This is a genomic window from Ensifer adhaerens (genome assembly GCF_013283195.1).
Taxonomy (GTDB): Bacteria; Pseudomonadota; Alphaproteobacteria; order Rhizobiales; family Rhizobiaceae; genus Ensifer; species Ensifer adhaerens_G.
In genome coordinates this window covers 77,480-101,867 of the sequence record NZ_JABEKT010000004.1, presented here as the reverse complement: position 1 = coordinate 101,867, position 24,388 = coordinate 77,480, and the positions used below count along the sequence as shown (strand labels likewise).

Here is a 24,388-nt window from a genome sequence, read left to right as displayed (position 1 = left end):
AGGAAAGAATGAGGAAACTGCTACTGACATCAGCGTCGCTGGGTGTTCTTGCCATGGCAAGCACTGGCACGGCACTCGCATGCGACCCCGACTATTCCGGCGTCGAACTGACGGCGACCACGCAGACCGGGCCCTATATCGCGTCCGCGCTGCAACTTGCGGCCAAGGGGTGGGAGGAAAAGACCTGCGGCAAGGTGAAGGTCGTCGAGTTTCCGTGGTCGGAACTCTACCCGAAAATCGTCACGTCCCTGACATCGGGTGAAGATGCCTTCGACGTCATCGCCTTTGCGCCGGCCTGGGCGCCGGACTTTACCGATTTCCTGTCGGAAATGCCGGCTGACATGCAGAAGGGCGCCGACTGGGAGGATATCGCGCCGGTCTATCGCGAGCAGTTGATGGTCTGGAACGGCAAGATCCTGTCGCAGACGATGGACGGTGACGCCCATACCTACAGCTACCGCATCGACCTGTTCGAAAACGCCGACAACCAGAAGGCCTTCAAGGACAAGTACGGCTACGATCTCGCGCCGCCGAAGACCTGGAAGCAGTATCTCGACATTGCCGAGTACTTCAACCAGCCGACCAACAACCTGTGGGGCACGGCGGAAGCCTTCCGTCGCGGCGGTCAGCAGTTCTGGTTCCTGTTCAGTCACGTCGCCGGCTACACCAGCCATCCCGACAATCCGGGTGGCATGTTCTTCGATCCGGACACGATGGATGCGCAGGTCAACAATCCGGGCTGGGTTCGTGGCCTCGAGGAGTACATTCGCGCGTCGAAACTTGCGCCGCCGAACGCACTCAACTTCTCCTTTGGTGAAGTGAATGCCGCCTTTGCCGGCGGCCAGGTGGCGGAATCGATCGGCTGGGGCGATACCGGCGTTATCGGCGCCGATCCGAAGCAGTCGAAGGTTGCAGGCAGTGTCGGCTCGGCACCGTTGCCGGGATCGGACGAGATCTGGAACTACAAGACCAAGAAGTGGGACAAGTTCGACCACGTCGTCCAGACCTCGTTCATGGCCTTCGGTGGCTGGCAGGCGGCGGTGCCCGCATCGTCGACCAAGCAGGAAGCGGCCTGGAACTACATCCAGTATCTGTCGAGCCCTGCCGTTTCCGGCCAGGCGGCGATCACCGGTGGCACAGGCGTCAATCCCTATCGCATCTCGCACACGACCAATCTCGACCTCTGGTCGAAGATCTTCTCCGAGCGTGAAGCCAAGGAGTATCTGGGGGCGCAGAAGGATGCGGTCACCGCGAAGAACATCGCCCTCGACATGCGCCTGCCCGGCTATTTCTCCTACACGGAAGTGCTTGAGATCGAACTCTCCAAGGCGCTTGCCGGAGAAGTCACGCCGCAACAGGCGCTCGACAGCGTCGCTGAGCAGTGGAACCAGCTGACGGACGAGTTCGGTCGCGACAAGCAGCTCGCTGCCTATCGCGCATCGATGGGCCTGCCACAGAAGTGAGATGATCGAGTGCTCGCCCCGAAACGATCGGGGCGAGCTTCGCGGTCCCTGCGGCCGGGTCACACTGGCCGCAGATACACGACAGCGCAATGCGTCAGCTATCACGCGCCCGAGGCGCTGTAGCGCTTGAAACCTGCTGGATAATTGCTCAAATCGATGTCGATTTGCGGAATTATGCAGCATCCCGGCCGCTTTCGCGCCGGCTACCGTCATGAGAAAAGGCGTCAGCATGTCCCAGGTCCGGTTGGAGCAAATCACCAAGTCCTTCGGTAGCGTCACCGTTATCCCGCCGCTCGATCTCGAAATTGCCGACCGGGAGTTCGTCGTGCTCGTCGGGCCATCCGGTTGCGGCAAGACGACCACCCTGCGCATGATTGCGGGCCTTGAGACGGCTTCTTCGGGCACGGTCCGGATCGGTGAACGTGATGTCACCGACTTGCGCCCGGGCCTGCGCAACTGTTCGATGGTGTTCCAGAACTACGCGCTCTACCCGCATATGACGGTGGCGGAGAATATCGGTTACGGCATGAAGGTGCGGGGCACGTCCAAGGCCGATATCGAAAAATCGGTCGCCGAGGCGGCCCGCATTCTCAACCTTGGCGCTTACCTCAGCCGCAAGCCGAGCGCTCTGTCCGGTGGTCAGCGCCAGCGCGTCGCGATCGGCCGCGCGATTGTCCGCCAACCGGATGTCTTCCTGTTCGACGAACCGCTGTCGAACCTCGACGCCAAACTGCGCATTGAAATGCGCACGGAAATCAAACTGTTACACCGCAGGCTTCAGACCACAGCGGTCTACGTCACCCACGATCAGGTCGAGGCCATGACGATGGCGGACCGGGTTGTCGTCATGAACCAGGGACGCATCGAGCAGGCGGCCGATCCGATCACGCTCTACGAGGCGCCGAGCAATCTGTTCGTCGCCGCTTTCATCGGTGCGCCGAGCATGAATTTCGTTGAGGGACTGCTCGAGCGCGGTGATGGCGGGCTCTGGTTCAGGGCGGATGGTGGTGTCGCGGTCAAGGTCCCGGATGCTCGCGCCAACAAGCTGAACGCTTTTGTCGGTCAGGCCGTCGTGCTCGGCATTCGCCCGGAGCATACGATGTCGTCGGAAACCGATGCGCCAAGGCTGACGCTACAGGTGCGCGATATCGAGCCGCTGGGTCCCCATACGCTGGCGCTCGGAAGGGTGGGACAAGCCACCTTCACTGGGCAGATACATGCGGCGTCGCCTGTCAGGCCGGACGATACGATCGAGGTGCCGATCGAAGCGCAGAAAATGCACTTCTTCCTGAAGCAGACCGGGATGGCGATCGGTCGTTGACGCAAAGGTCGAGGCCGGAGGCGATCGATGCCCCCGGCCTCGATAAATCAGATCTTGGCCGCGCGGGCTGCGGCAAGAAACGCCAGCTTGGCAGGCAGTTCCAGGTGCTTCGATAGGGCAACGCGCTCCGGCGTGTAATGCTGTTCGACGTCGAGGCAGTTGACGGTTCCGAGAAGTTCGCCGCCGACAACCACGGGGATGTTGACGACAGAGCCGCAGCCCAGCGCCCAGATCGTTTCGTGATCGCCGAACACTTTCGAGATATCTACGATGGTGTTGGCTACGAAGGTCTTATGCTCCTTGTGCACGATGTCGAACCAGCTGTCATAGCGGATCGGCTTGGTGCCGGACGTCGGGTATTCTTCCGGGTGCGAGGTATAGGCGCGACGGGCAACTTCGTTGACCATATCGACGGTCATGGTGGTGAAGAGCTTGGCGCCGATCACCTGGCGGCAAAGCGTCTGCAGTGCGCCCAAGATGGCGTCCGCGTCGGTTTCCCTTGCAATCGCCGCGTCGAATTCAGCCAACGCGGCAGCGATCTGTTCACTGTTCATCATATGTCCTTGGGATGTTGATTAATTCGCGTGCGCTGCGCTGATGTGCATCAGTTCGCGCGAATAGGGGTCCTTGAGGTCGCCACGCTTGAGGTCGGCAACGTCGGCCACCTCGACGATGCGGCCCTGCCGCATGACAGCCAGCCGATCGCAGAGGAAGGAAACGACCGGCAAGTTGTGGGTGACCATCAGGAAAGTCAGGTTCTGTTCCTGCCGCAATCGCTTCAGTAGGTTCAGGATCTCCGCCTGCACCGAGACGTCGAGCGCTGAGGTCGGTTCGTCGAGCAACAGCACCTTCGGCTTCAGCATCAGCGCGCGCGCGATGGCGACACGCTGGCGCTGGCCGCCCGAGAGCTGGTGCGGAAAGCGGAAACGGAATTTCCGGTCGAGCCCGACGGAAGACATTACCTCTTCGATGCGGGCGCTGCGATCGCCGATGCCGTGAATCGTCAGCGCTTCGCCGAGCGTGGCGTCGACGGTCTTGCGCGGATGCAGCGAGCCGTAGGGGTCCTGGAACACCATCTGACACTGACGGGAGAAGGCACGGTCGATGCCATGGCTGCGCGGCTTGCCGAAAACGTTGATCTCACCGGTCCACTCAGGCGCCAGGCCTGCGATCGCCTTCAGCACGGTCGACTTGCCGGAGCCACTTTCACCAACGAGGGCGAAGCTTTCGCCATCGGCAATCTCGAGGTTGACGTCGTGCGTGATATGCGCTTCGCCGTAGAAGATATCGAGGTTCTTGAGGGAAAGCGCCGTCATTTCTTGGCCCATGCGCTGCGGTCGAGCACGGGAAGCTCGGTCCGGGTTTCGTCGAGACGCGGGATGGAGGCGATGAGGCCGCGCGTATAGGGATGCTTGGCGTTCATCAACTCACCCGCCTTGCACTCTTCAACCACTTCACCGGTGTTCATCACCAGAATGCGGTCGCAGTAGCTCGAAACAAGATTGAGGTCGTGGCTGATGAAGATCAGGCCCATACCCTTGCGCTTGACCAGCTCATCGATGATGTCGAGCACCTGGGCCTGCACCGAGACGTCGAGTGCGGAGGTCGGCTCGTCGGCGATCAGCAGGTCCGGCTCCGGGATCAGCATCATCGCGATCATCACGCGCTGACCCATGCCGCCGGACACTTCATGCGGGTAGAGCTTGGCAACGCGTTCCGGATCGGCGATGCGCACCGATTCCAGCATGGTCAGGACGCGGTTGTTCACCTCGCGGCGCGGCAGGCGCTGATGCGTCAAAAGCGCCTCGGCGATCTGCTCGCCGATCGTCATGACTGGGTTCAGCGAGAACTTCGGATCCTGCATCACCATCGAAATACGGGCGCCGCGGATCGGGCGCATCTGCCGTTCGGAGCGCGTCAGGAGGTCGATGCCGTCGAAGGTCAGCTTGTCGGCCGTGACCCGGCCCGGTGCGCGCACCAGTTTCAGGATCGAGCGGCCGGTCATCGACTTGCCGGAACCGCTTTCGCCGACGATTCCCAGGCGTTCGCGGCCGAGGGTGAAGGAGAGGCCTCGCACGACTTCAAGGTCGCCGCGTGGCGTCGGGAAGGTGACGCGCAGGTTTTCGATTTCGAGAAGCGGGTTCATCAGCGTTGCTCCCCGCTCTTCGGATCGAGTACGTCGCGCAGGCCGTCACCGAGGAAGCAGAAGCCGAGGCTGACGAGAATGATCGCAAAGCCCGGCATGGTTGCCACCCACCACTGGTCGAGAATGAAGGAACGGCCGCGCGAGATCATCGCGCCCCATTCGGGAAGCGGCGGCTGTGCACCCAGGCCGATAAAGCCGAGGCCGGCTGCCGTCAGGATGATGCCCGCCATGTCGAGCGTGACACGCACGATCATCGACGAGGTGCAGAGCGGCAGCACGTGACCGAGATTGACCCTGAGGCTCGATGCGCCGAGCAGGCGCACGGCCGAGATGAACTCAGAGTTCTTGAACGTCATCGTCTCGGCGCGGGCGACGCGGGCGTAGCCGGGCCAGGAGGTAATGGCGATGGCGATGATCGCGTTTTCGATGCCGGGGCCAAGTGCTGCGACAAAGGCAAGCGCCAGGATCAGCTTGGGCAGTGACAGGAAAATGTCGGTGATGCCCATGAGGATGCGGTCGACCCATCCGCCGAAATAGCCGGCGGCAACGCCGATCACCAGGCCGGCGGGAGCCGCGAGCACAGCAACCAGGGTGACAATCGCCAGCGTGATGCGCGCACCGTAAACGACGCGCGACCAGATATCGCGGCCGAGTTCGTCGGTTCCCATCCAGTGCGCCGCACTTGGCGGCAGCAGCCGTTCGCCGAGCGCCTGGCGCAGCGGATCATGCGTGGCGATCCAGGGCGCAAACAGCGCGGTCAACACGAGCACCAGGATGATGATCGCGCCGACCACTGCGAGCGGGTTGTGCATCAGCGCGCCGAAAATCCGGTAGAACCGGCCGAGGCGCGCCTGCATCGGCGAGGCGGGGCTGTCGTCGATCAGCCAGTCGCGAAGTGTTGTCATGTTCGCTTCTCCCTAGCGCGCACGTGGATCGAGCACGCGATAGAGCACGTCCGATATCTTGTTGATGCCGATGAAGACCGCGCCGATCACCAGGGTCGAGCCGAGGACGGCCGCCATGTCGGCGTTGAGCAGGGCGACGGTCAGGTAGTTGCCGATGCCGGGCCACGAAAAGATCGTCTCGATCATCACGGAGCCTTCGAGCAGGCCGGCATAGGAAAGGCCGATGACCGTGATGAGCGGTACGCGGATCGGGCGGAAGGCATGGCGCCAGATGACAAGCCGTTCCGGAACGCCCTTGACCCGAGCCGTGGTCACATATTCCTGGCTCAGCTGGTCGAGCATGAAGGACCGCGTCATGCGGGCGATATAGGCAAGCGAGAAGAAGCCGAGGCAGGACGCCGGCAGGATGAGGTGCCAGACCGCGTTGCGGAAGATCTCCCAGTCGCCGGCAATGACGCTGTCGACGAGGATAAGGCCGGTGACCGGGGTGACGACGCCGTCATAGAAGATGTCGACACGGCCGGGACCGCCGACCCATTTCAGCTTCGCATAGAAGACCGCAAGCCCGACAAGGCCGAGCCAGAAGGCCGGTACGGAGTAACCGAGCAGGCCGACGACGCGGATGCCCTGATCGAGCCATGAGCCGCGGCGGCTTGCGGCGATAACGCCGAGCGGGACGCCGATCAAAACGCCGAGAAGGATGCCGAGCGTTGCCATCTCCAGCGTTGCCGGGAACACCCGAGCAAGGTCCTCAATCACGGGTTTGCCTGTGGAAACCGCCGTGCCGAAATTGCCGGTTACCACGTCGCCGACATAGCTGACGAACTGGGCGGCCAGCGGCCGATCAAGCCCCATCTCCTCGCGGACACGCTCATAGACGGCGACGGGTGCGCGGTCGCCGACGACGGCCAGTACTGGATCGATCGGCACGATGCGGCCGATGAAGAAGGTGATTGCCAGCAAGCCGATGAAGGTCACGCCAAGCGTGACGAGAAAGCCCAGAGCCGAAAAAAGGCGCCGTCTGCCCGGGCTTTGTAGCCCCGCGCGGCGCGTCGGCGCGGGCGCTGTAGTCGTATTGTTGTCTGCCACGTGGCGATTCCATCCCTCGTTCGCTTGCGGTCGCGGCTGTCGATAGCGCAAGAATTCGCTTGGAGTATATAAATAAGTTTGCTTAAATCAAAAAAATTTTACTGGGGAGGAGAATCCATCGTGACCGTGCCATCTGAGGATGCAGAGACCGCATCCGGCAGAGCCGCAACTGCGGGTCAGCCGCGGATCGGTGCGCTGGTGCGTGCGCGGCGGCGGCAGATGCATATGACGCTGCAGGCGCTCAGCGATGCGGCCGGCGTCTCGGTCGGCTATCTCAGCCAGATCGAGCGCGACCTCGCCATGCCCTCGCTCGGCACGCTGGCGCAGATCGCCCAGGGGCTGAACGCCGAACTCAATCACTTCATCCTGGCGCCGGCGATCGACACCGGTCTGTCGCGTGCCAGTGAACGCATGATCTTTTCCGTCGGTGGCTCGCCCGTGTCCTACGAGCGCATCGGCGCGGATTTTGCCGGAAACCAGCTGTCCAGCTTCGTCATCACCATCCCCGCCGGGCACCGCTCGGAAGTGTTCAGCCATGAGGGCGAGGAGCTGGTCTACGTGCTCGCGGGTGAAATCCTGTTCGGTCTAGATGATGACGAGACCACGCTTACCTCCGGCGACGGCCTGCACTTTCGGGGCATCCAGCCACACTATTGGTGGAACAAGACGGATAGACCCGTTCGGCTGATCTGGACTGGCACGCTGCCGCTGTTCCGATCCCGCACATCCTTGCCCAACGAGACCGGCATGCCTCAGGCAGTCCCCAAGCCGGCGACGACAACAAAAACCAAACCTCATCGAAAATAGGAGAGCAATGATGAGAATGTTCAAGGTCGCGGTTTTCGCGGCGTCCCTTATGCTGAGCGTGTCTCCGGCAGCTTTGGCGGAGACACCCGCCGAAGTGCTGGTGGTTGCCCAGAACATCGACGATATCGTCAGCATCGATCCGGCCGAAGCCTATGAGTTTTCGTCCGGCGAATATGTGACGCAGACCTATGACCGTCTGGTGCAGTATGATGCGCCTGACGTTCTGAAGCTTTCTCCTGGTCTTGCCAGCGAATGGACCGCAGACGATGCGGCAAAGACGATCACCTTCACCCTGCGCGATGGCGTCACCTTCTCTTCCGGCAACCCGCTGCGCGGCGAAGACGTCGTCTACTCCTTCAAGCGCGTCGTCGTGCTCAACAAGGCACCGGCCTTCATCCTGACGCAGCTCGGCTGGACGCCTGAGAACATCGACAAGATGGTGACCGCTGACGGCAACAAGGTCACGATCAAGTATGAAGGCGACTTCTCGTCGGCCTTCGTGCTCAACGTTCTCGCCGCCCGCCCGGCCTCAGTCGTTGACGCGGAAGCGGTCAAGGCGAACGAAGCCGATGGTGACTACGGCAATGCCTGGCTCAAGGCGAATTCGGCCGGTTCCGGTCCGTTCGTGCTGAAGGCGTTCCGCGCTGGCGAACTCCTGAACCTGCAGAGCAACCCGAACTATTTCGCCGGCGCTCCGGCGATCAAGGGCGTGATCATCCGCCACGTCGCAGAAGCCGCCACGCAGCAGCTGATGCTTGAGACCGGCGACGTCGACATGGCGAAGAACCTGACGCCGGATCAGATGGCAAGCGTTGCCGCCAAGGGCGGCATGAAGGTCGAATCTTATCCGCAGGCGGCCGTTCACTTCCTGTCGTTCAACCAGAAGGCCGCAGCCCTGCAGCCGCCAGCCGTCTGGGAAGCTGCCCGCTACCTCGTCGACTACAAGGGCATGACCGACAGCTTCCTGAAGGGGCAGATGGACATCCACCAGGCCTTCTGGCCGAAGGGCTTCCCGGGCTCGCTCGATGAGACGCCTTACACTTACGACGTCGAAAAGGCGAAGAAGATCCTCGCCGACGCCGGCATCCAGACGCCGATCAAGGTAACGCTCGACGTCATCAACTCGACGCCGTTCACCGATATGGCGCAGTCGCTGCAGGCTTCGTTTGCCGAAGCCGGCATCACCTTCGACATCATTCCGGGAACCGGCAGCCAGGTCATCACCAAGTACCGCGCCCGTACCCATGAAGCCATGCTGCTCTATTGGGGCCCTGATTTCATGGACCCGCATTCGAACGCCAAGGCCTTCGCCTATAACGAAGACAACGCGGACGACAAGTATCAGTCGACGACCACGTGGCGTAACGGCTGGGCGGTTCCGGCCGAACTCAACGAAGAGACGAAGGCTGCGTTGAAGGAAGCCGATCCGGCCAAGCGTTCGGCGCTCTATGTCGACCTGCAGCGCAAGGTGCAGGAGAAGTCGCCGATCGTGATCATGTTCCAGGCCGCAACCCAGGTTGCAATGAAGGACAAGGTCGAAGGCTACGTCAACGGCGCCACCTCCGACTTCGTTTTCTACCGCCTCGTCAAGAAGAACTGATTCCTGCGCGCGCTCACTTGCGTCAGCGACTGAGCGCGGACATATCAGAGCCGTGGGCCACGCGTGGCCCACGGCATGGCGACCGGACCGGGACTTCTGCACGATGGCTGACCCCGGTACGTGAACATTGGAGAAGGCGAATCGAATGGCAGACGTGAAGGTAAGAACGCGGGAAACAGGCGCCACGGCCACGGTGGGCAGAACCGGTTTTCCGCACGTGACTTCGGTCACCGGCGGTGAACTCGATATTGTCACCGGGCCGTCGCAGCCGGGCTACGGACCGCTCGACCTGCTTTATGCCTCGCTCGCGAGCTGCCTGGTCTTGAGTGCCCGCATTGCCGCCAGCCGCTTTGGCGTGCTCGACCGCTTGACCGAAGTCAGCGCCAAGGTGACCGGCGAAAAGGCGCATGATGAACCGTCACGCATCGGGAAATTCGAGATTGTCTTCGACATCAAGGGCGATTTTGACGAAGCGACGCGGCATGCCATTGCCGAGGCGGCAGAGAATGAAATCTGCACCGTCAGCAACACCTTGCGCGGCAACCCGGAATTTGTGACCCGATACGCAGATTGACGTTCTTTGTATGAGTGGCCCGACTGTCTCGGGCCACGGCCCGCTCAATCCATGAACGGCGCCAATTCCTGGTCGAACTCGACTTCGACGACGTTGTTGAACAGCGCGGTCGCGACCATGATTCCGGCAAACGCCACGAGGTTGACCAGCGCCGCGTTGTCATAGCGCGCTTTCAACCCATCCCAGATCTCTGCAGGCACAGCATTGGAATCGGCGACGATCGCCCGGCCGAAGTCGATCAGCCGCTGTTCGTCTGCCGTCGGCACAAGCGAATGAAAGTCCACGCCGGAATTGGCAAAGGCGCGGCGGAAAAAGCCCATCGCGATCGGCGATTCCATCGCCTCGGAGATCGCGTGCGACAGCAGCCAGATCGCCCGATCGTCGAGCGCCGGCCGCAATTCTTCCCTCAGCGTGAACCATTCGGCGTAGATCCGGTGCGCCGTCGGCGAATGCAACAGTGTGCGCTTCATGTTGGTCATGCGGCCACGGGCCTGGACTTCCTCGTCGTGGGCGGCGCGGATAGCGTCGGAAGCGGTATCGTAATCGATCTGGGGAATGTGGCTCACGGTCATGCCTGTATTGGTGATGGCGCGGGAATGCGCCCTTTCAGATGGTGCTGAGAAGAATGCTCGTCTCACTGTTGAGCACGCCTTCGACGTCGCGGACCTCGCGCAGGATGCGGTCGAAGTCGCTAAGGCTGTTGGCGCGGATTTCGGCCACCATGTCCCAGGCGCCATTGGTGGTGTGGAGAGCGTAGAGTTCGGGCAGGCCGCGAAGGAATTTGATCACCTTTGTGGTCGTTCGCCCGCTGACCTCGATCATCATGATTGCCCGGATTGCGCGCTGGTCATAGTCCTGCCGCACGCGCAGCGTGAAACCCAGGACCGCACCGGTCTCCAGCAGCCGGTCGATGCGCGTCTGCACCGTTGCCCGCGATATGCCGAGAACCGAGGCGACTTTGGAATATGGCGCACGGCCGTCTTCTCGCAGGAGCGAGATAAGCTGATGGTCGAGGTCGTCGAAGATGTGCATAAAAATCATATAAGGGAGTTGTGCAATTTGCGCAATCTTTTGCAAAAATCTGCGCAAGTTTCAAATTTCAACTCGCTTCTTGCATGCCTAGGCTGGCTTTATCGAATTTCCCGATGGAGTTGGAATCGTGGTTCAGTATGTCGGTGTCGGCAACGTAATCGAGCTGGTCAAATCGATCGGCATTGAAACGTTCCTGTTGGGTCTTGCGGAATATATCGAAGACGATTTCCGCAGATGGAACGCTTTTGAAAAAACGCCTCGGCTGGCGAGCCACTCGAAGACGGGGGTCATCGAGTTGATGCCGACGTCGGACGGCGAGCATTACGGCTTCAAATACGTCAACGGTCACCCGACGAACCCCAATGTCGGCCTGCAGACGGTAACGGCGTTCGGCGTGCTTTCGGATGTCAGCACGGGTTATCCCTGTCTCGTGTCCGAGATGACGATCATGACCGGGCTGCGCACCGCCGCAACCTCGGCCCTGGCAGCAAAATACCTTGCCCGTCCTGATGCTCGCTCGATGGCGATCATCGGCCTTGGCGCGCAGTCGGAATTCCAGGCTCTGGCATTCCGGGCGCTGCTCGGTATCAAACGCCTGCAGGTTTTCGATATCGACATCGAGGCAGCGGATAAGTTCCTGAAGAACCTCGCCGACATGGATTTCGACATCGTCGTCGCCAAGACCGCCGAAGAGGCCGTTGCTGGCGCCGACATCATCACGACTGTGACGGCCGACAAGCGCAACGCGACGATCCTGTCCGACAACATGGTCGGCGCCGGCGTGCACATCAACGCCGTTGGCGGTGACTGCCCGGGCAAGACCGAGCTGCAGGGTGATATCCTGCGTCGCGCCGACGTCTTCGTCGAATATCCGGAGCAGACGCGGATCGAAGGCGAAATCCAGCAGATGGCGCCGGACTTCCCGGTCACTGAACTCTGGCAGGTTATCACCGGCGATGCCGAAGGCCGTCGCTCGAGCGCACAGATCACCATCTTCGATTCCGTCGGCTTTGCCACCGAGGATTTTTCGGCGCTGCGCTTCTTGCGCGACAAGATCCAGGGCACTGCCTTCTATACCGAGCTCGACCTGACGACGCAGCCGGAGCACCCGCGTGACCTCTACGGCCTGTTCCGGCAGCAGCCGGCGGCCCCTGCCGAGCGGAGCGCTGCATAACATGAAGAGACTGTCCGTACAGGCGCCGAAGGGCGTCGTGATGATCCGTCCGCACCATTTCGGCCCGAACCCGATGACGGCCAAGGACAACGCGTTCCAGTCGACCGACGAGGCGCGCAAGCCTTCGGCGATCGCAACGGCCGCCTTCGACGAGGTGACGCGCATGGCCGACGGTCTGTCGGCCGCAGGCGTTGCCGTCCATCTGTTCGAGGACGAGACGGTGACGCGCCCGGACTCGGTGTTCCCGAACAACTGGTTCTCCACCCATTCGGGTGGGCACGTGGCGATCTATCCGATGTACTCGGAAAGCCGTCAGAGCGAGCGCCGCGCCGACATCGTCGAGATGCTCAAGACCGAGTATCGCGTCCAGGATGTGATCGATTATTCCGGCCTTGAAAAGGATGGCGTCTATCTTGAAGGCACCGGTGCGATGGTGCTCGACCATATCGGTCGCGTCGCCTACGCCGCTCGGTCCAACCGCACGAACGAAGTGGCGCTGGAACGGTTCTGCACCCACTTCAATTTCGAGCCGATGGTGTTTGGTGCGGTCGACCGCAATGGCAATTCGATCTACCATACGAACGTATTGATGTGCATCGGCACGGATTTCGCGCTAATCGGCACCAGCATGATCCCCGACGCTGCAAGGCGACAGGAAATCTGCGAGCGGTTGGAGGAAACGGGCCGGCAGGTCATCGATCTCACGATCGATCAGATCGAAAACTTTGCCGGTAACGCGATCGAACTCGATGGCGCCGATGGCCGCGTCGTCGTGATGTCGGCGCGGGCGCTTGCCTCGCTTCGGCCGGACCAGATCAAGGCGATCGAGGCTTCGGCCCGCGTGCTCGCCTTCGACGTGCCCACCATCGAGCTCGCCGGCGGCTCCGTGCGCTGCATGCTCGCCGGGGTGCATTTGTCGCGCAGAGAACCAGCCGGTACGCAAAAGCTTTACGCCGCCACATCCGATCGATAGAAGCACCTCATCCAAGCCAAAGGTACTACAAATGTCGCAAGCACGCCCCGTCTACAATTTCAACAACATCATCGTCCGCACGCCCTCGACCACCGTCGTCAACGGTCTGCGCGCCGATGATCGTGGCAATCCGACCTACGAAGGCGTGAAGGCCGAGCACGATACCTACATCGCTGCGATGAAGGATGCGGGCGTCAAGGTCACCGTTCTTCCGGCCCTCGAAGCCTTCCCGGATTCGATCTTTGTCGAAGATCCGGCGCTGGTCTTCACCGAAGGCGCGATCCTGCTGCGTCCGGGTGCGGCCACGCGCGTCAAGGAGACGATCGAGATCGAGCCGACGCTCCGCGCCATGTTCGAGACCGTTCTCGATCTGCCAGGCACCGGCCTTGCCGACGGCGGCGACGTGCTGACGACCCGCGAAAGCGTGATGATCGGCCTTTCGGCCCGCACCGACAAGGTCGGCGCCGAAGCGCTCCAGGCCTGCCTCGACAAGCTCGGCCGCAAGAGCGAAATCGTCGCCACCCCGGAAGGTGTGTTGCATTTCAAGACCGATTGCTCGCTGCTCGACGAGGAGACCGTGCTGTCGACCGCCCGTCTTGCGAAGTCTGGCGTGTTCGACCGCTTCAAGCAGGTGATCATTCCTGAAGGCGAAGAGCCGGCGGCCAATGCGCTGCGCGTCAACGACGTCGTCATGGTCGGCTCGGACTTCCCGCGCACGATCGAGATGCTCGACAAGCTCGGCTACAAGGTCGTGCCGATGAAGACGACTGAAATCGGCAAGATCGACGCGGGCCTGTCCTGCATGTCGCTGCGTTGGTTCAGCAACACGCTCTGATCCAGACATAATTTCGCGGAGGAAACATCATGAAGAAGTTCAAGTCGGCCCTGTTTGCAGGGATCGCCCTTTCGATGGCGGCAAGCGCTGCTTTCGCTCAGGACACTGTGCGCCTGGGCATGACGCCTGAGCCCTACATGCCTTTCACGCAGGTCAATGCCGGCGGCGAATGGGAAGGCCTCGAGGCCGACCTGTCTCGCGCGCTCTGCGAAAAGATGGCTGTGAAGTGCGACATCAACCAGATGGCGTGGGATGGCCTCATCCCGTCGCTGAAGGAAAACAAGGTCGACTTCATCATCGGCGCCTTCTCGATCACCGATGAACGCCGCAAGGTCGTCGATTTCTCGACGCCTTACTACACCGAAGGCACGTCCTTCGTCGGCGCCAAGTCCGACACCAGCGAGATCAAGACGGTCGACGCTGCCGACGGTACCGGTCAGATCATTGATCCGGCCAGCGTCGAAGGCAAGATCATCGGCGTCCAGACGTCGAGCGTGCAGTCGGCCTATGTCGCCAAGTACCTGCCTGGCGCTGAGGCCAAGAGCTACGATACCGCCGACAACTCCGTCGCCGATCTCGTTGCCGGCCGCGTCGACTACGTTCTGATCCCGGACCTTTACATCCAGACGTTCCTGAAGTCGCCTGATGGCGCCGATTATGAAGTCAAGGTCGAGGTTCCGAAGAACGCCGTTCTCGGCGAAGGTGTCGCTTATGCGGTGCGCAAAGGCGATGCCGCGACACTCGAGAAGGTCAATGCCGGTCTTGCCGCCCTCGAAAAGGACGGACAGGTCAAGACGCTTGTCGACAAGTGGATCTTCGGCCAGAAGTAAGTGCATTTTCGAGGGCGTCGGGCCGAGCCCCTTCGCCCTCGATTGCCGAGCGGACCGCAGCGTCCGGGCATCATCGCAGCCCTTGGCTGACGACACCAATCGGGAACAGGTAGCGACGGATGGAGTATTACTGGCAATTGCTTGCCTGGGGCGGCGAGGGCTGGGGCGACGATTTCGCCTGGGGCCTGGTGATGACGCTGCAGGTCTCCGTGGTCGCCTATGCGGTCGCGGTCGTCTTCGGCCTGTTGGGCGCTGCTGGGAAGCTTTCGAAGCATCGTCTTCCCCGCCTGCTCGCCGATATCTACACCACGGTCGTGCGTTCGCTTCCTGAACTCCTGGTCATCCTGCTTCTTTACTTCTCGGTCGCAAGCGGCGCTGAACGTCTGTTGAAACATTTCGGCCTCGTCGCCGAGACCTTCCAGTTCAGCTCGTTCTGGGCGGCCATCATCGCGCTTGCCTTCGTCTCCGGCGCCTTCATGACGGAAGTGCTGCGGTCTGCCTTCCTCGCAGTCCCCCCGGGGCAGATCGAGGCCGCGGTTTCGATCGGCATGCGGCCGCGCAAGGTCTTCACCCGCATCGTGCTGCCGCAGATGATGCGCCACGCAGTTCCCGGCATGGGAAATCTCTGGCTTTCCATCACCAAGGAAAGCGCCATCATCAGCGTTCTCGGCTCGTTCAGCGAGTTGCTCTACACCGGCTATCGCGCTGCCGCAGGCACCAAGCAATACATCTTCTTCTACGGGCTGACGGCGGTCCTGTTCCTGTTGATCACGCTCGTCTCGGCCTTGGTGATCGCCCAGATCGAGCGCCGCCTGAACCGGGGGCACCATTGATGGAAACGATCTCCAACGTTATCGGCTTCCTGCCGGCGCTCATCAAGGCGACCCCGCTCACGCTGCTTCTGACGGCTGTTGCCGGCATATTCGGTCTGGTCATCGGCACGCTTGTGGCCCTTGCCCGGCTTTCGGCCCGCCGCGTCCTGTCGATGCCGGCCTATGTCTTCACCTTCGCGTTTCGCGGCACGCCACTGCTCGTGCAGATCTATCTCGTCTATTATGGCCTCGGACAGGTCCTGCCGGGAACGTGGGTTCGCCACAGCTTCCTGTGGCCCTATCTGCGCGACGGGCTTTGGTATGCGATCTTCGCGCTCAGCCTCAATCAGGCGGCCTACAATGCCGAAGTCATCCGCGGCGCGATCAAGGCGATCCCGCGCGGACAGATCGAGGCGGCAAAATCGATCGGCATGCGCTCCTCGCTGATCCTTCGGCGCATCACGCTGCCGCAGGCACTGCGTTCTTGCCTGCCGGTTCTGACGGGCGATCTGATCATCCTCTTGAAGACGACCTCGCTGGCGTCGACGATCACCATTCTCGAGGTGATGGGCACCGCCCGGATGCTGCAGCGCCAGTCGCTGTTGATCTTCGAGCCGTTGATTGCGGCCGGCATCATCTATTTCACCGTCGTCTTCATCCTGACGCGGATCATGAACGTCGTCGAAAAGCGGCTGACCCGCTACCGCACGGCCAAGGCATAAGGACAAGGCGCGCAACCGCGCCACAGGAGGAACGACGATGGTCGCAACCGCACTGTCTGTGAACAACATCCACAAGAGCTTCGGCTCGGTCGAGGTGCTCAAGGGCGTTTCGTTCGAAGCAAAATCCGGAGACGTCATTTCGCTGATCGGCAGCAGCGGCTCGGGGAAAAGCACACTGCTGCGCTGCATCAACTATCTTGAGACGCCGGACGAGGGTGAAATCACCGTCTCGGGCGAAGTGATCCGGACGGTGAAGGGCAAGGACGGCAAGCTCGTTGCCGCCGACAAGCGCCAGCTCGAACATATCCGCACCCGCCTTGGCATGGTGTTCCAGAGCTTCAATCTCTGGTCTCACAAGACGATCCTCGAAAACATCATCGAAGGGCCGATGCATGTGCTCGGCATGACGCGCAAGGATGCCATTGGCGAAGCTGAGATCCTGATGGAGAAGGTCGGCATCACGCCGAAGCGCGATCATTACCCGAACCAGCTTTCGGGCGGCCAGCAGCAGCGCGCGGCAATTGCCCGTGCCCTGGCGATGAAGCCCGACGTCATGCTTTTTGACGAGCCGACCTCGGCGCTCGACCCGGAACTGGTGAACGAGGTGCTTCTCGTCATCAAGAAGCTGGCGGAGGAGGGGCGCACCATGGTGATGGTGACGCACGAAATGTCGCTGGCGCGCGACATCTCAAGCGAAGTCATCTTCCTGCACAAGGGGCTCGTCGAGGAACGCGGCGCCCCGTCGCAGGTCATGCGTGACCCGAAATCGGCGCGACTGCGCCAGTTCCTGCAGATGGCCTGAGGAGAGACCCATGCGCGACGCGACCCTGTCGGAGTTCCTGCCCGAACTCATCAATATCCGCCACACGCTGCACGCGATGCCGGAAATCGGCCTCTCCGAGGTCAAGACCTCAGAATTCGTCGCCGGACTGCTGCAGTCCTGGGGCTTCGAGGTGACGCGCGGCCTAGCGACGACCGGTATCGTCGCGACGCTCAAGCGCGGCAACAGCAACCGCTCGATCGGCTTTCGTGCCGACATGGACGCGTTGCCGATGCAGGAGGAGACCGGGCTTGCCTATGAGAGCAAACATCCCGGCGCCATGCACGCCTGCGGCCATGACGGCCACACGAGCATGCTGCTCGGTGCGGCCTGGGCACTGTCGCAGGACGCAAGCTTCAACGGCACAGTGCATCTGATCTTCCAGCCCGCCGAGGAAAATTTCGGCGGAGGGAAGCTGATGATCGAGGACGGTCTGTTCGAGAGCTTTCCCTGCGAGCGCGTCTTTGCGCTTCATAACTGGCCGGGCTTGCCTGCCGGCACCTTCTCGACCCGTGCCGGCGCGATGGCCGCTTCCATCGACGTGCTGACCTTGACGATCAAGGGCAAGGGCGGCCACGGGGCGCAGCCGGAGCTGACGGTCGATCCTGTCGTCGTCGGCTCGAGTATCGTCATGGCGCTGCAGACACTGGTGTCGCGCAATGTCTCGCCGCATCAGCCCTCAGTCGTGACCGTCGGCTCGTTCCAATCGGGCTCGGCCTCGAACATCATTCCCGATACGGCCGTGCTGGAGATCAGCATGCGCGCCACCGACCCGGTCGTGCGCAAGCAGCTGCAGGAACGCGTCGAGCAGATCGCCCGTTTCCAGGCACAGAGCTTCAACGCCGAGGTCACATTCGGCTGGCAGGTCGGCTACCCCGCGACCATCAACAACGCCGATGCGGTCGACCATGCGCGCGCGGTGATCAATGAAAAGTTCGGCGAGGGCGCTTTCGTCGAACTCGCCGAGCCGCTGATGGGCAGTGAAGATTTTTCCTTCCTGCTGGAAGAGGTGCCGGGCGCTTACGTGCTGATCGGCAACGGCGATTCGAGCGGGCTCCACACCACGCGCTACGACTTCAACGACGACATCCTCGAGCGCGGCGCGATGTATTTCTACCATCTGGCGCGCTCGGCGCTGGTCTGAAAGAGCGCCTGACGGTCGGTTCGCCGACCGTCAGCTTGCCGGCGCGACATCGCCGAAGACCGTTGGGATCAGTTCCGAAACGGTCGGATGAATGTGCACCGCGTGGGTGATCGTGGTGTAGGGCTTTCTGGCGTACATCACGTCGAGAATGCTCTGAACGGCTTCGTCGCCGCCGGTGCCCAAGATCGATGCTCCGAGGATCTCCTTGCTGTCGGCGTCGACAACCACCTTCATGAACCCTTCGGTCTCGCCTTTTTCGACCGCACGACCGACACGGGTCATTGGTCGCCTGCCGACGGCAATCTTGCGGCCAGTCTTGCGCGCCTCAGTCTCGCTCATTCCGGCGCGCCCGAGCGGTGGATCGATATAGAGCGCGTAGGTGGAGATGCGGTCGCTCACCCGCCGCGGCTCGCCATCGAGCAGGTTCGCCGCGACGATCTCGAAGTCGTTATAGGCGGTGTGGGTGAAGGCGCCGCGGCCGTTGCAGTCGCCCATGGCGAAGATGTGCGACACGTTGGTGCGCAATATGTCATCCACCTCGACATAGCCGCGCGCGTCGGTGTTCACGCCCGCCTTGTCGAGGCCAAGATCGTCGGTGTTCGGCCGCCGTCCCGTTGCGAGCAGCAGATGTGAGCCGGTGATCTCCGGCGCGCCCGAGGTGCAATCGACGCCGGCGGCGACATCGTCGCCCTGTCTGGCAAAGCGGATGCATTCGGCATTGAGCCGGAACCGGATGCCCTCCTTTTCCAGAATTGCCAGCACGGCGTCGGAAACGTCAGGGTCTTCGCGCGCAATCAGCCTCGGTCCTTTTTCGATCACCGTCACCTCGGAGCCGAAACGCCGGAACATCTGTGCAAACTCAAGGCCGATATAGCTGCCGCCAACAATGATCAGGTGGCGCGGAAGAACGTCCAGATCCATCAACGACACATTGGTGAGAAAGGGCACGTCGTCGACACCGGGAAAATCTGGCGTGGCCGCCCGGCCTCCGGTGTTGAGAAAGATCTGGTCGGCGGTGAGAATGTCCTCGCCAACCCGAATGGTGTGCGGATCCTCGAAGCGGGCGTGCCCTTCGAAGATAATACAGTTCTCCATTCCCTTGAGCCAGTTTTCGACGCCCGATCGGGCGTCGGTTCTCACCTTGTCCTTGCGCGCCATGACGCGCTTGAAATCCACGGAAACAGGACCGGTCGTCACGCCGAAATCCGCACCGCGGCGGGCCATGTGCACAGCATAGGCGCTGGCGACCATCGCCTTGGTCGGCATGCAGCCGGTGTTAACGCAGGTGCCGCCGAACAGCTTGCGCTCAATCAGCGCAACGGTCTTTCCGGCAGCGGCGAGGCGACCGGCCAATGACGGCCCCGCCTGGCCAGCGCCGATGATGATGGCATCGAAGTGTTTCGTCATAGCACCGAGGACACCACCCAGAGCGCGAGCAGCACGGCAACGACGTCTTCGAGCAGAGCGATCGGCAGGTCCCTGCCTCCTGTTGCGGCAACCAGCCGCTTGCGTGCCTCATAGCCGCCAAGCGTGCCGATCACGGCGCCGATGATGCCTGCAATCAGGCCGCCGATCAGCGAGCCGCCGGCCGTGCCGAGGACCGCACCGCAGAAACCGCCGCTGACGATACGTGCGCCGAATTGCTGCGGCACCTTTCTGCTCGGTGTGCTTGGAAGTTGGTCGGTGACGAACTCGACCAACGCGAGAAGCCCGAAGATATAGGGTGTGAAACGGAAGCCCATGAAGGCAGCCCAGGTCGCGGTAACCGGCAGCCATCCGGCCGCAGCCGCAATGCTGACGGCGGCAGGCGCGGTCATGGCGCGAAGGCCGGCCACCACGCCGATAAGAAGCGCGAGAAAGTAGATCGACATTGATTCCCCGAACGTTCGCCGGGCGAGCCCGCGCCGCCAGCCCCCAGGCGGTTCGGATCGAGCGGCATCGCAACCAAGAGTGAAAGCGGACTTTATGGCGGGCCGCAATCAGAGTGACCGACAACGCGGCCGATTGCAACGCCCAATCGCCTGCCGGCTTGGGGTGTAGTCTATAGTTTCGATGGTGATAATGGATGAAGGGATTTTTCACCCATCGCGCCGTCTGCCTGCAGCTCTATTTTTTGTCGAAGGCTGACATATATGGAATGGCTTGCCCGGACGACGGGAATATTCCGTGATCAAACTGCGGAACCGAATTTCGAGGGAGAACTCCATGCGCCTGACCAGACTGCTTATCGGAACAGCCTTTGCCTTCACGCTGACCGCTGCTGCCGCCAACGCCGACGTCGTCGTGTCGTCCAAGATCGACACGGAAGGCGGCGTGCTCGGCAACATCATTCTTGCCGTATTGAATGCCAACAATATCAAGACGGTAGACCGGGTGCAGCTCGGCGCCACGCCGGTGGTGCGCAAGGCGATTACCGCCGGTGAGATCGACATTTACCCGGAATATACCGGTAATGCCGCGTTCTTTTTCGAAAAGGCGGACGACCCGGCCTGGAAGGATGCCGCGAAGGCTTACGAAAACGCCAGGAAGCTCGACTACGACGCCAACAAGATCGTCTGGCTGACGCCGTCTCCCGCAAACAATACCTGGGCGATCGGCCTGCGCAAGGATGTGGCTGAGGCCAACAAGCTGAAGACGCTGTCCGATTTCGGCAAATATGTTGCCGGCGGCGGAAGTGTCGTACTGGCCGCGTCGTCCGAATTTGTCAACTCGGCGGCGGCTCTTCCCGCATTCCAGACGACCTACGCCTTCACGCTGAAGCCGGAACAGCTAATCACCCTTTCAGGTGGTGATACCGCCGCGACGATCGCGGCGGCGGCCAACCAGACGAACGGTGCCAATGCCGCCATGGTCTACGGAACCGATGGTGGTATCGCCCCATCCGGCCTCGTGGTGCTTGAAGACGACAAGTCGGTTCAGCCGGTCTACCAGCCGGCTCCGATCATCCGCGAGGCGGTGCTGAAGGAGAACCCTCAGATCGAGACGCTGTTGAAGCCGGTCTTCGAGAAACTCGACCTGGTAACGCTGCAGGAACTGAATGGTCGCGTCCAGGTCGGCGGCGAGCCGGCAAAGGCGGTCGCCGAGGACTTCCTGAAGAAGAACGGCTTCCTGAAATAGGTTGACGCATAAGCGTGACGCTGGTCGGATGCACGCATCCGACCAGCGTTTTCTTTTATGGGCGTGGAACAACGAAGGTCCGTCAAGCGGTAGTCGGATGAGAAAAAGGGATCTGATGCAGTTCCGCGTGGACAAGCTTGGCGTGATCATTGCCGCACTTGCCGCCTACGGCGCGTTGCTGGCGCCTTTCGCGACCTTTCGCGCCAATCGCATCGTCGCCGGCGAGGCGAGATCGATAGGCGAAGCCCTGCCGTCGGCATGGACAGTCGTTGTTCTCCTCCTTGTCACCGCGACCGTGGTTGTCGCGGTTCTGAAAACGCCTAGCCGGCTGCGCCTCGGCACCGCATTTGCTGCGATCGCCGCGTTGGCGCTGGGCATCGGTGCTGCCGCGGGCCATCTGACGCCACCTGAAAACGCCTACGCTCGCGTTTCGCCGGCCTCTGGGTTCTGGATCCTGTTGTTCGCGCTCGGTTTGCTGGCCGCCGACGCATTGACCCGGCTGCGGCCGTCGCCGTTGGTGCGCGTGCTCTTTCTTTCCGCGGTCCTCGGCTTCATTGCCGCAGTTCTGACGTCCGGAACGTGGGATGGTTTGTCCCTTCTCAAGGAATATGCCAGCCGCGCAGACACTTTCTGGGCCGAGGCCGGCAAGCATGTGACGCTCGCTTTGGGTTCGCTTGCCGCCGCGACCATCGTCGGCATTCCGCTCGGCATTCTCTGCCATCGTGTCGCGCGCCTTCGCGACGGCTTGCTCGGCGTCCTGAATGCGATACAGACGATCCCGTCGATCGCGCTTTTTGGCATTCTGATTGCACCGCTTGGCTGGATCGCGGTGCATGTTCCGGGTGCCGCCGCCATCGGCATCCGCGGCATCGGCACGGCGCCGGCCTTCGTCGCGCTTTTCCTCTATTCGCTGCTGCCTGTCGTCGCCAACACCGTGGTCGGGCTTGCCGGCGTGCCGAGGGAAGCCAATGACGCTGCGCGCGGCATCGGCATGACGGACTTCCAGCGCCTTGTCGGTATCGAATTTCCCTTGGCTTTCCCGGTCATTCTCACCGGCATTCGCATCGTTCTCGTTCAAAACATCGGGCTTGCGACGATCGCGGCATTGATTGGCGGTGGCGGCTTCGGCGTCTTCGTCTTTCAAGGCGTCGGGCAGACGGCAATGGATCTGGTCCTGCTCGGGGCAGTTCCGACCGTCCTTCTGGCATTCACCGCCGCTATCGTCCTCGATGCCCTGATCGAGACGGCCACACCAAACCGCAACCGGGTGCAAAGCGCATGATCGAGATCGAAGGTATTACCAAGCGCTATGGCGAGACCACTGTTGTCAGGGACGTCAGTCTGACGATCGCGCCACGCACGGTCACTGTCATCGTCGGGACTTCCGGCTCCGGCAAGACGACCTTGCTCAGGATGATCAATCGTCTGGTCGAGCCGACATCAGGCACGATCAAGCTCGACGGCGAGGATAACCGTTCGCTTCCGGACTACGAACTGCGCCGGCGGATCGGTTATGCGATCCAGGGGCATGGGTTGTTTCCGCACCGTACCGTTGCGCAAAACATCGCCACCGTGCCGACATTGCTCGGTTGGGATGGCGCCCGCATCGAGGCCAAGGTCACCGAACTGCTGACACTCTTTCAACTCGATCCGGTGGCGTTCGGCCCGCGTTATCCGCATGAACTGTCCGGCGGCCAGCAGCAGCGTGTCGGTGTCGCCCGCGCGCTGGCGGCAGAGCCAAAGGTGCTGTTGATGGACGAGCCCTTCGGCGCGCTCGATCCGATCATTCGGGCCAAGGCGCAGGACGATCTGCTAGCAATCCAGAAGCACTTCGAAACGACGATCGTCCTCGTTACGCATGACATGGAGGAAGCCTTCCACCTGGCTGACCGGATCGCCGTCATGGACAAGGGCGAAGTGGTGCAATACGCAACGCCCGCCGAGATGCTCGTCAAACCGGCGACAGCCTTCGTCGAAAGCCTGATCGGCGCCGGCGAGCGACCGTTCCGGCTGCTGGCGATCGAAACCGTCGCCGATGCCGTCGAGCCGGGTGCGGCAGAAGGCGAGGCGATTGCGAGCGCGGCCACCCAGCGCGAGGCCTTGTCGACGCTTCTTTGGACCGGTCGCAAGGCACTTCCCGTCATTGGCCCCGATGGTGCCCTGATCGGCAAGGTCAGCCTTGATGGCCTGGTTCAGCGTGCCGCGGGGCCCACGTGATGCTGCGCCTTCCAACTCTGTTTCGGCTGTTTGCATTTGCTGTCCTCGTCGCCTTTCTGATCCAGCCTCAATGGTTCGAACCGCTGTTGCGGCCGCTGGTTCAGGAGAATGCGCCGGCGATCTACAACCAGGGCAGCCTGTTGCAACTGACGCTGCTGCATCTGCGCACGGTGGCGATCGCAACGGCCTGCGCGACCGTCGTCGCGCTGGCACTGGCGATCCTGGTGACGCGTCGTTCGGGGGCAGAGTTCCTGCCGCTTTCGCGCAGCCTGGTGAATATCGGGCAGACCTTTCCACCAGTCGCCGTCCTGGCACTCGCCGTGCCGATCTTCGGTTTTGGTGAAAAGCCGACGCTGATTGCGCTCTTCCTTTACGGTCTGCTGCCAATCTTCGAGAACGCACTGACGGGGCTGACGACCCTGCCGCCATCGATCATGGAGGCGGCGCGGGGCACCGGCATGACCGGGCGTCAACGGTTGATGAAGATCGAACTGCCCTTGGCGATGCCGGTGATCCTCGCCGGAATCCGGCTCTCCGTGGTCATCAGCCTGGCGACTGCGACCATCGGCTCGACGGTTGCGGCAAGGACGCTCGGCGAAGTGATCATCGCCGGTCTGCAGTCCAACAACCTTGCCTTCGTCGTCCAGGGGGGGCTCATCGTTGCGGTGCTTGCCGTCCTGATCCACGATGCCCTGCAGGCAGCCGAACGAAGTCTCGGGTCTCGAATGGGACGTTAGGGCAGCGCCGCCCACCGCCTGCCATGCCATTGGGGTCATCGGCTGCGCGCCGCGTCAGAACACAGGACTG

At 61.9% G+C, this 24,388-nt stretch carries 26 protein-coding genes; 17 read left to right on the top strand and 9 right to left on the bottom strand.

What is annotated here, in order from left to right; translation table 11 throughout:
- Window positions 1-8: 8 nt before the first annotated feature.
- Complete coding sequence (locus LPJGGPFB_RS27040; RefSeq protein ID WP_173423027.1) at window positions 9-1,463, top strand: ABC transporter substrate-binding protein; 1,455 nt, start codon at window positions 9-11, stop codon at window positions 1,461-1,463.
- A 229-nt stretch (window positions 1,464-1,692) separates the two neighbouring features.
- A complete protein-coding gene (locus tag LPJGGPFB_RS27035) occupies window positions 1,693-2,784 on the top strand; it encodes an ABC transporter ATP-binding protein (protein WP_173423430.1) in 1,092 nt (363 codons plus the stop codon).
- A gap of 47 nt (window positions 2,785-2,831) precedes the next feature.
- Here the strand turns inward: LPJGGPFB_RS27035 and LPJGGPFB_RS27030 are convergent, their stop codons facing one another.
- From LPJGGPFB_RS27030 to LPJGGPFB_RS27010, 5 genes are read right to left on the bottom strand one after another with little or no spacing between them, the layout of a single operon-like run.
- Entirely contained in the window at window positions 2,832-3,338 is a 507-nt protein-coding gene (locus tag LPJGGPFB_RS27030; RefSeq protein ID WP_173423026.1) for a GAF domain-containing protein, read from the bottom strand.
- A 21-nt stretch (window positions 3,339-3,359) separates the two neighbouring features.
- Entirely contained in the window at window positions 3,360-4,100 is a 741-nt protein-coding gene (locus tag LPJGGPFB_RS27025; RefSeq protein WP_173423025.1) for an ABC transporter ATP-binding protein, read from the bottom strand.
- Window positions 4,097-4,930, bottom strand: a complete 834-nt coding sequence (locus LPJGGPFB_RS27020) for an ABC transporter ATP-binding protein (RefSeq protein WP_077501842.1) — start codon at window positions 4,928-4,930, stop codon at window positions 4,097-4,099. Before LPJGGPFB_RS27020 ends, LPJGGPFB_RS27025 begins: the two co-directional genes overlap by 4 nt.
- Window positions 4,930-5,835, bottom strand: a complete 906-nt coding sequence (locus tag LPJGGPFB_RS27015) for an ABC transporter permease (protein ID WP_077501841.1) — start codon at window positions 5,833-5,835, stop codon at window positions 4,930-4,932. Before LPJGGPFB_RS27015 ends, LPJGGPFB_RS27020 begins: the two co-directional genes overlap by 1 nt.
- A 12-nt stretch (window positions 5,836-5,847) precedes the next feature.
- Window positions 5,848-6,924: an ABC transporter permease gene (locus tag LPJGGPFB_RS27010; RefSeq protein WP_173423024.1), complete on the bottom strand. Its 1,077-nt coding sequence runs from the start codon at window positions 6,922-6,924 to the stop codon at window positions 5,848-5,850.
- 120 nt (window positions 6,925-7,044) lie between these two features.
- Here LPJGGPFB_RS27010 and LPJGGPFB_RS27005 point away from each other — a divergent pair, with 120 nt between their 5' ends.
- From LPJGGPFB_RS27005 to LPJGGPFB_RS26995, 3 genes are all read left to right on the top strand, one after another.
- Window positions 7,045-7,731 carry a helix-turn-helix domain-containing protein gene (locus LPJGGPFB_RS27005; protein ID WP_345791089.1) on the top strand — a complete coding sequence of 229 codons (687 nt, stop codon included), beginning with the start codon at window positions 7,045-7,047 and terminating at the stop codon, window positions 7,729-7,731.
- 10 nt (window positions 7,732-7,741) lie between these two features.
- Entirely contained in the window at window positions 7,742-9,331 is a 1,590-nt protein-coding gene (locus LPJGGPFB_RS27000) for an ABC transporter substrate-binding protein (protein WP_173423023.1), read from the top strand.
- A gap of 145 nt (window positions 9,332-9,476) precedes the next feature.
- Complete coding sequence (locus LPJGGPFB_RS26995) at window positions 9,477-9,905, top strand: OsmC family protein (protein ID WP_173423022.1); 429 nt, start codon at window positions 9,477-9,479, stop codon at window positions 9,903-9,905.
- A 44-nt stretch (window positions 9,906-9,949) separates the two neighbouring features.
- On the opposite strand, the gene LPJGGPFB_RS26990 is transcribed toward LPJGGPFB_RS26995, so the two are convergent.
- Window positions 9,950-10,471, bottom strand: coding sequence for a hypothetical protein (locus LPJGGPFB_RS26990; protein WP_173423021.1), 522 nt, complete (start codon window positions 10,469-10,471; stop codon window positions 9,950-9,952).
- Between the two features lie 40 nt (window positions 10,472-10,511).
- Window positions 10,512-10,937 carry an Lrp/AsnC family transcriptional regulator gene (locus LPJGGPFB_RS26985; protein ID WP_025428636.1) on the bottom strand — a complete coding sequence of 142 codons (426 nt, stop codon included), beginning with the start codon at window positions 10,935-10,937 and terminating at the stop codon, window positions 10,512-10,514.
- 124 nt (window positions 10,938-11,061) lie between these two features.
- Here LPJGGPFB_RS26985 and LPJGGPFB_RS26980 point away from each other — a divergent pair, with 124 nt between their 5' ends.
- From LPJGGPFB_RS26980 to LPJGGPFB_RS26945, 8 genes are all read left to right on the top strand, one after another.
- On the top strand, window positions 11,062-12,111 hold the full coding sequence (locus LPJGGPFB_RS26980; RefSeq protein WP_209790272.1) for an ornithine cyclodeaminase: 1,050 nt from the start codon (window positions 11,062-11,064) through the stop codon (window positions 12,109-12,111).
- Between the two features lies 1 nt (window position 12,112).
- Window positions 12,113-13,084 carry a citrulline utilization hydrolase CtlX gene (gene ctlX, locus LPJGGPFB_RS26975; protein WP_173423019.1) on the top strand — a complete coding sequence of 324 codons (972 nt, stop codon included), beginning with the start codon at window positions 12,113-12,115 and terminating at the stop codon, window positions 13,082-13,084.
- Window positions 13,085-13,115: 31 nt separating this feature from the next.
- On the top strand, window positions 13,116-13,919 hold the full coding sequence (locus LPJGGPFB_RS26970; RefSeq protein WP_173423018.1) for a dimethylarginine dimethylaminohydrolase family protein: 804 nt from the start codon (window positions 13,116-13,118) through the stop codon (window positions 13,917-13,919).
- A 29-nt stretch (window positions 13,920-13,948) separates the two neighbouring features.
- Entirely contained in the window at window positions 13,949-14,749 is an 801-nt protein-coding gene (locus tag LPJGGPFB_RS26965; protein ID WP_173423017.1) for a transporter substrate-binding domain-containing protein, read from the top strand.
- 119 nt (window positions 14,750-14,868) lie between these two features.
- Window positions 14,869-15,582: an ABC transporter permease gene (locus LPJGGPFB_RS26960; RefSeq protein ID WP_077501832.1), complete on the top strand. Its 714-nt coding sequence runs from the start codon at window positions 14,869-14,871 to the stop codon at window positions 15,580-15,582.
- Window positions 15,582-16,283: an ABC transporter permease gene (locus LPJGGPFB_RS26955; RefSeq protein ID WP_173423016.1), complete on the top strand. Its 702-nt coding sequence runs from the start codon at window positions 15,582-15,584 to the stop codon at window positions 16,281-16,283. The genes LPJGGPFB_RS26960 and LPJGGPFB_RS26955 overlap by 1 nt, the downstream gene beginning before the upstream one ends.
- A gap of 37 nt (window positions 16,284-16,320) precedes the next feature.
- Entirely contained in the window at window positions 16,321-17,085 is a 765-nt protein-coding gene (locus LPJGGPFB_RS26950) for an ABC transporter ATP-binding protein (protein WP_173423015.1), read from the top strand.
- A gap of 10 nt (window positions 17,086-17,095) precedes the next feature.
- Window positions 17,096-18,247, top strand: a complete 1,152-nt coding sequence (locus tag LPJGGPFB_RS26945) for a M20 aminoacylase family protein (protein WP_173423014.1) — start codon at window positions 17,096-17,098, stop codon at window positions 18,245-18,247.
- A 30-nt stretch (window positions 18,248-18,277) separates the two neighbouring features.
- On the opposite strand, the gene LPJGGPFB_RS26940 is transcribed toward LPJGGPFB_RS26945, so the two are convergent.
- Together LPJGGPFB_RS26940 and LPJGGPFB_RS26935 are read right to left on the bottom strand one after the other, a co-directional pair.
- Complete coding sequence (locus LPJGGPFB_RS26940) at window positions 18,278-19,654, bottom strand: FAD-containing oxidoreductase (protein ID WP_173423013.1); 1,377 nt, start codon at window positions 19,652-19,654, stop codon at window positions 18,278-18,280.
- Window positions 19,651-20,118, bottom strand: a complete 468-nt coding sequence (locus tag LPJGGPFB_RS26935; protein WP_173423012.1) for a DUF4126 domain-containing protein — start codon at window positions 20,116-20,118, stop codon at window positions 19,651-19,653. The genes LPJGGPFB_RS26940 and LPJGGPFB_RS26935 overlap by 4 nt, the downstream gene beginning before the upstream one ends.
- A gap of 334 nt (window positions 20,119-20,452) precedes the next feature.
- Here LPJGGPFB_RS26935 and osmF point away from each other — a divergent pair, with 334 nt between their 5' ends.
- From osmF to LPJGGPFB_RS26915, 4 genes are all read left to right on the top strand, one after another.
- Entirely contained in the window at window positions 20,453-21,364 is a 912-nt protein-coding gene (gene osmF, locus LPJGGPFB_RS26930) for a glycine betaine ABC transporter substrate-binding protein OsmF (protein ID WP_173423011.1), read from the top strand.
- A 115-nt stretch (window positions 21,365-21,479) separates the two neighbouring features.
- Window positions 21,480-22,646, top strand: a complete 1,167-nt coding sequence (locus tag LPJGGPFB_RS26925) for an ABC transporter permease (RefSeq protein ID WP_345791088.1) — start codon at window positions 21,480-21,482, stop codon at window positions 22,644-22,646.
- Entirely contained in the window at window positions 22,643-23,581 is a 939-nt protein-coding gene (locus LPJGGPFB_RS26920) for an ABC transporter ATP-binding protein (RefSeq protein ID WP_173423009.1), read from the top strand. Before LPJGGPFB_RS26925 ends, LPJGGPFB_RS26920 begins: the two co-directional genes overlap by 4 nt.
- Window positions 23,581-24,318, top strand: a complete 738-nt coding sequence (locus tag LPJGGPFB_RS26915; protein WP_173423008.1) for an ABC transporter permease — start codon at window positions 23,581-23,583, stop codon at window positions 24,316-24,318. Before LPJGGPFB_RS26920 ends, LPJGGPFB_RS26915 begins: the two co-directional genes overlap by 1 nt.
- The last annotated feature ends 70 nt before the right edge of the window (window positions 24,319-24,388 follow it).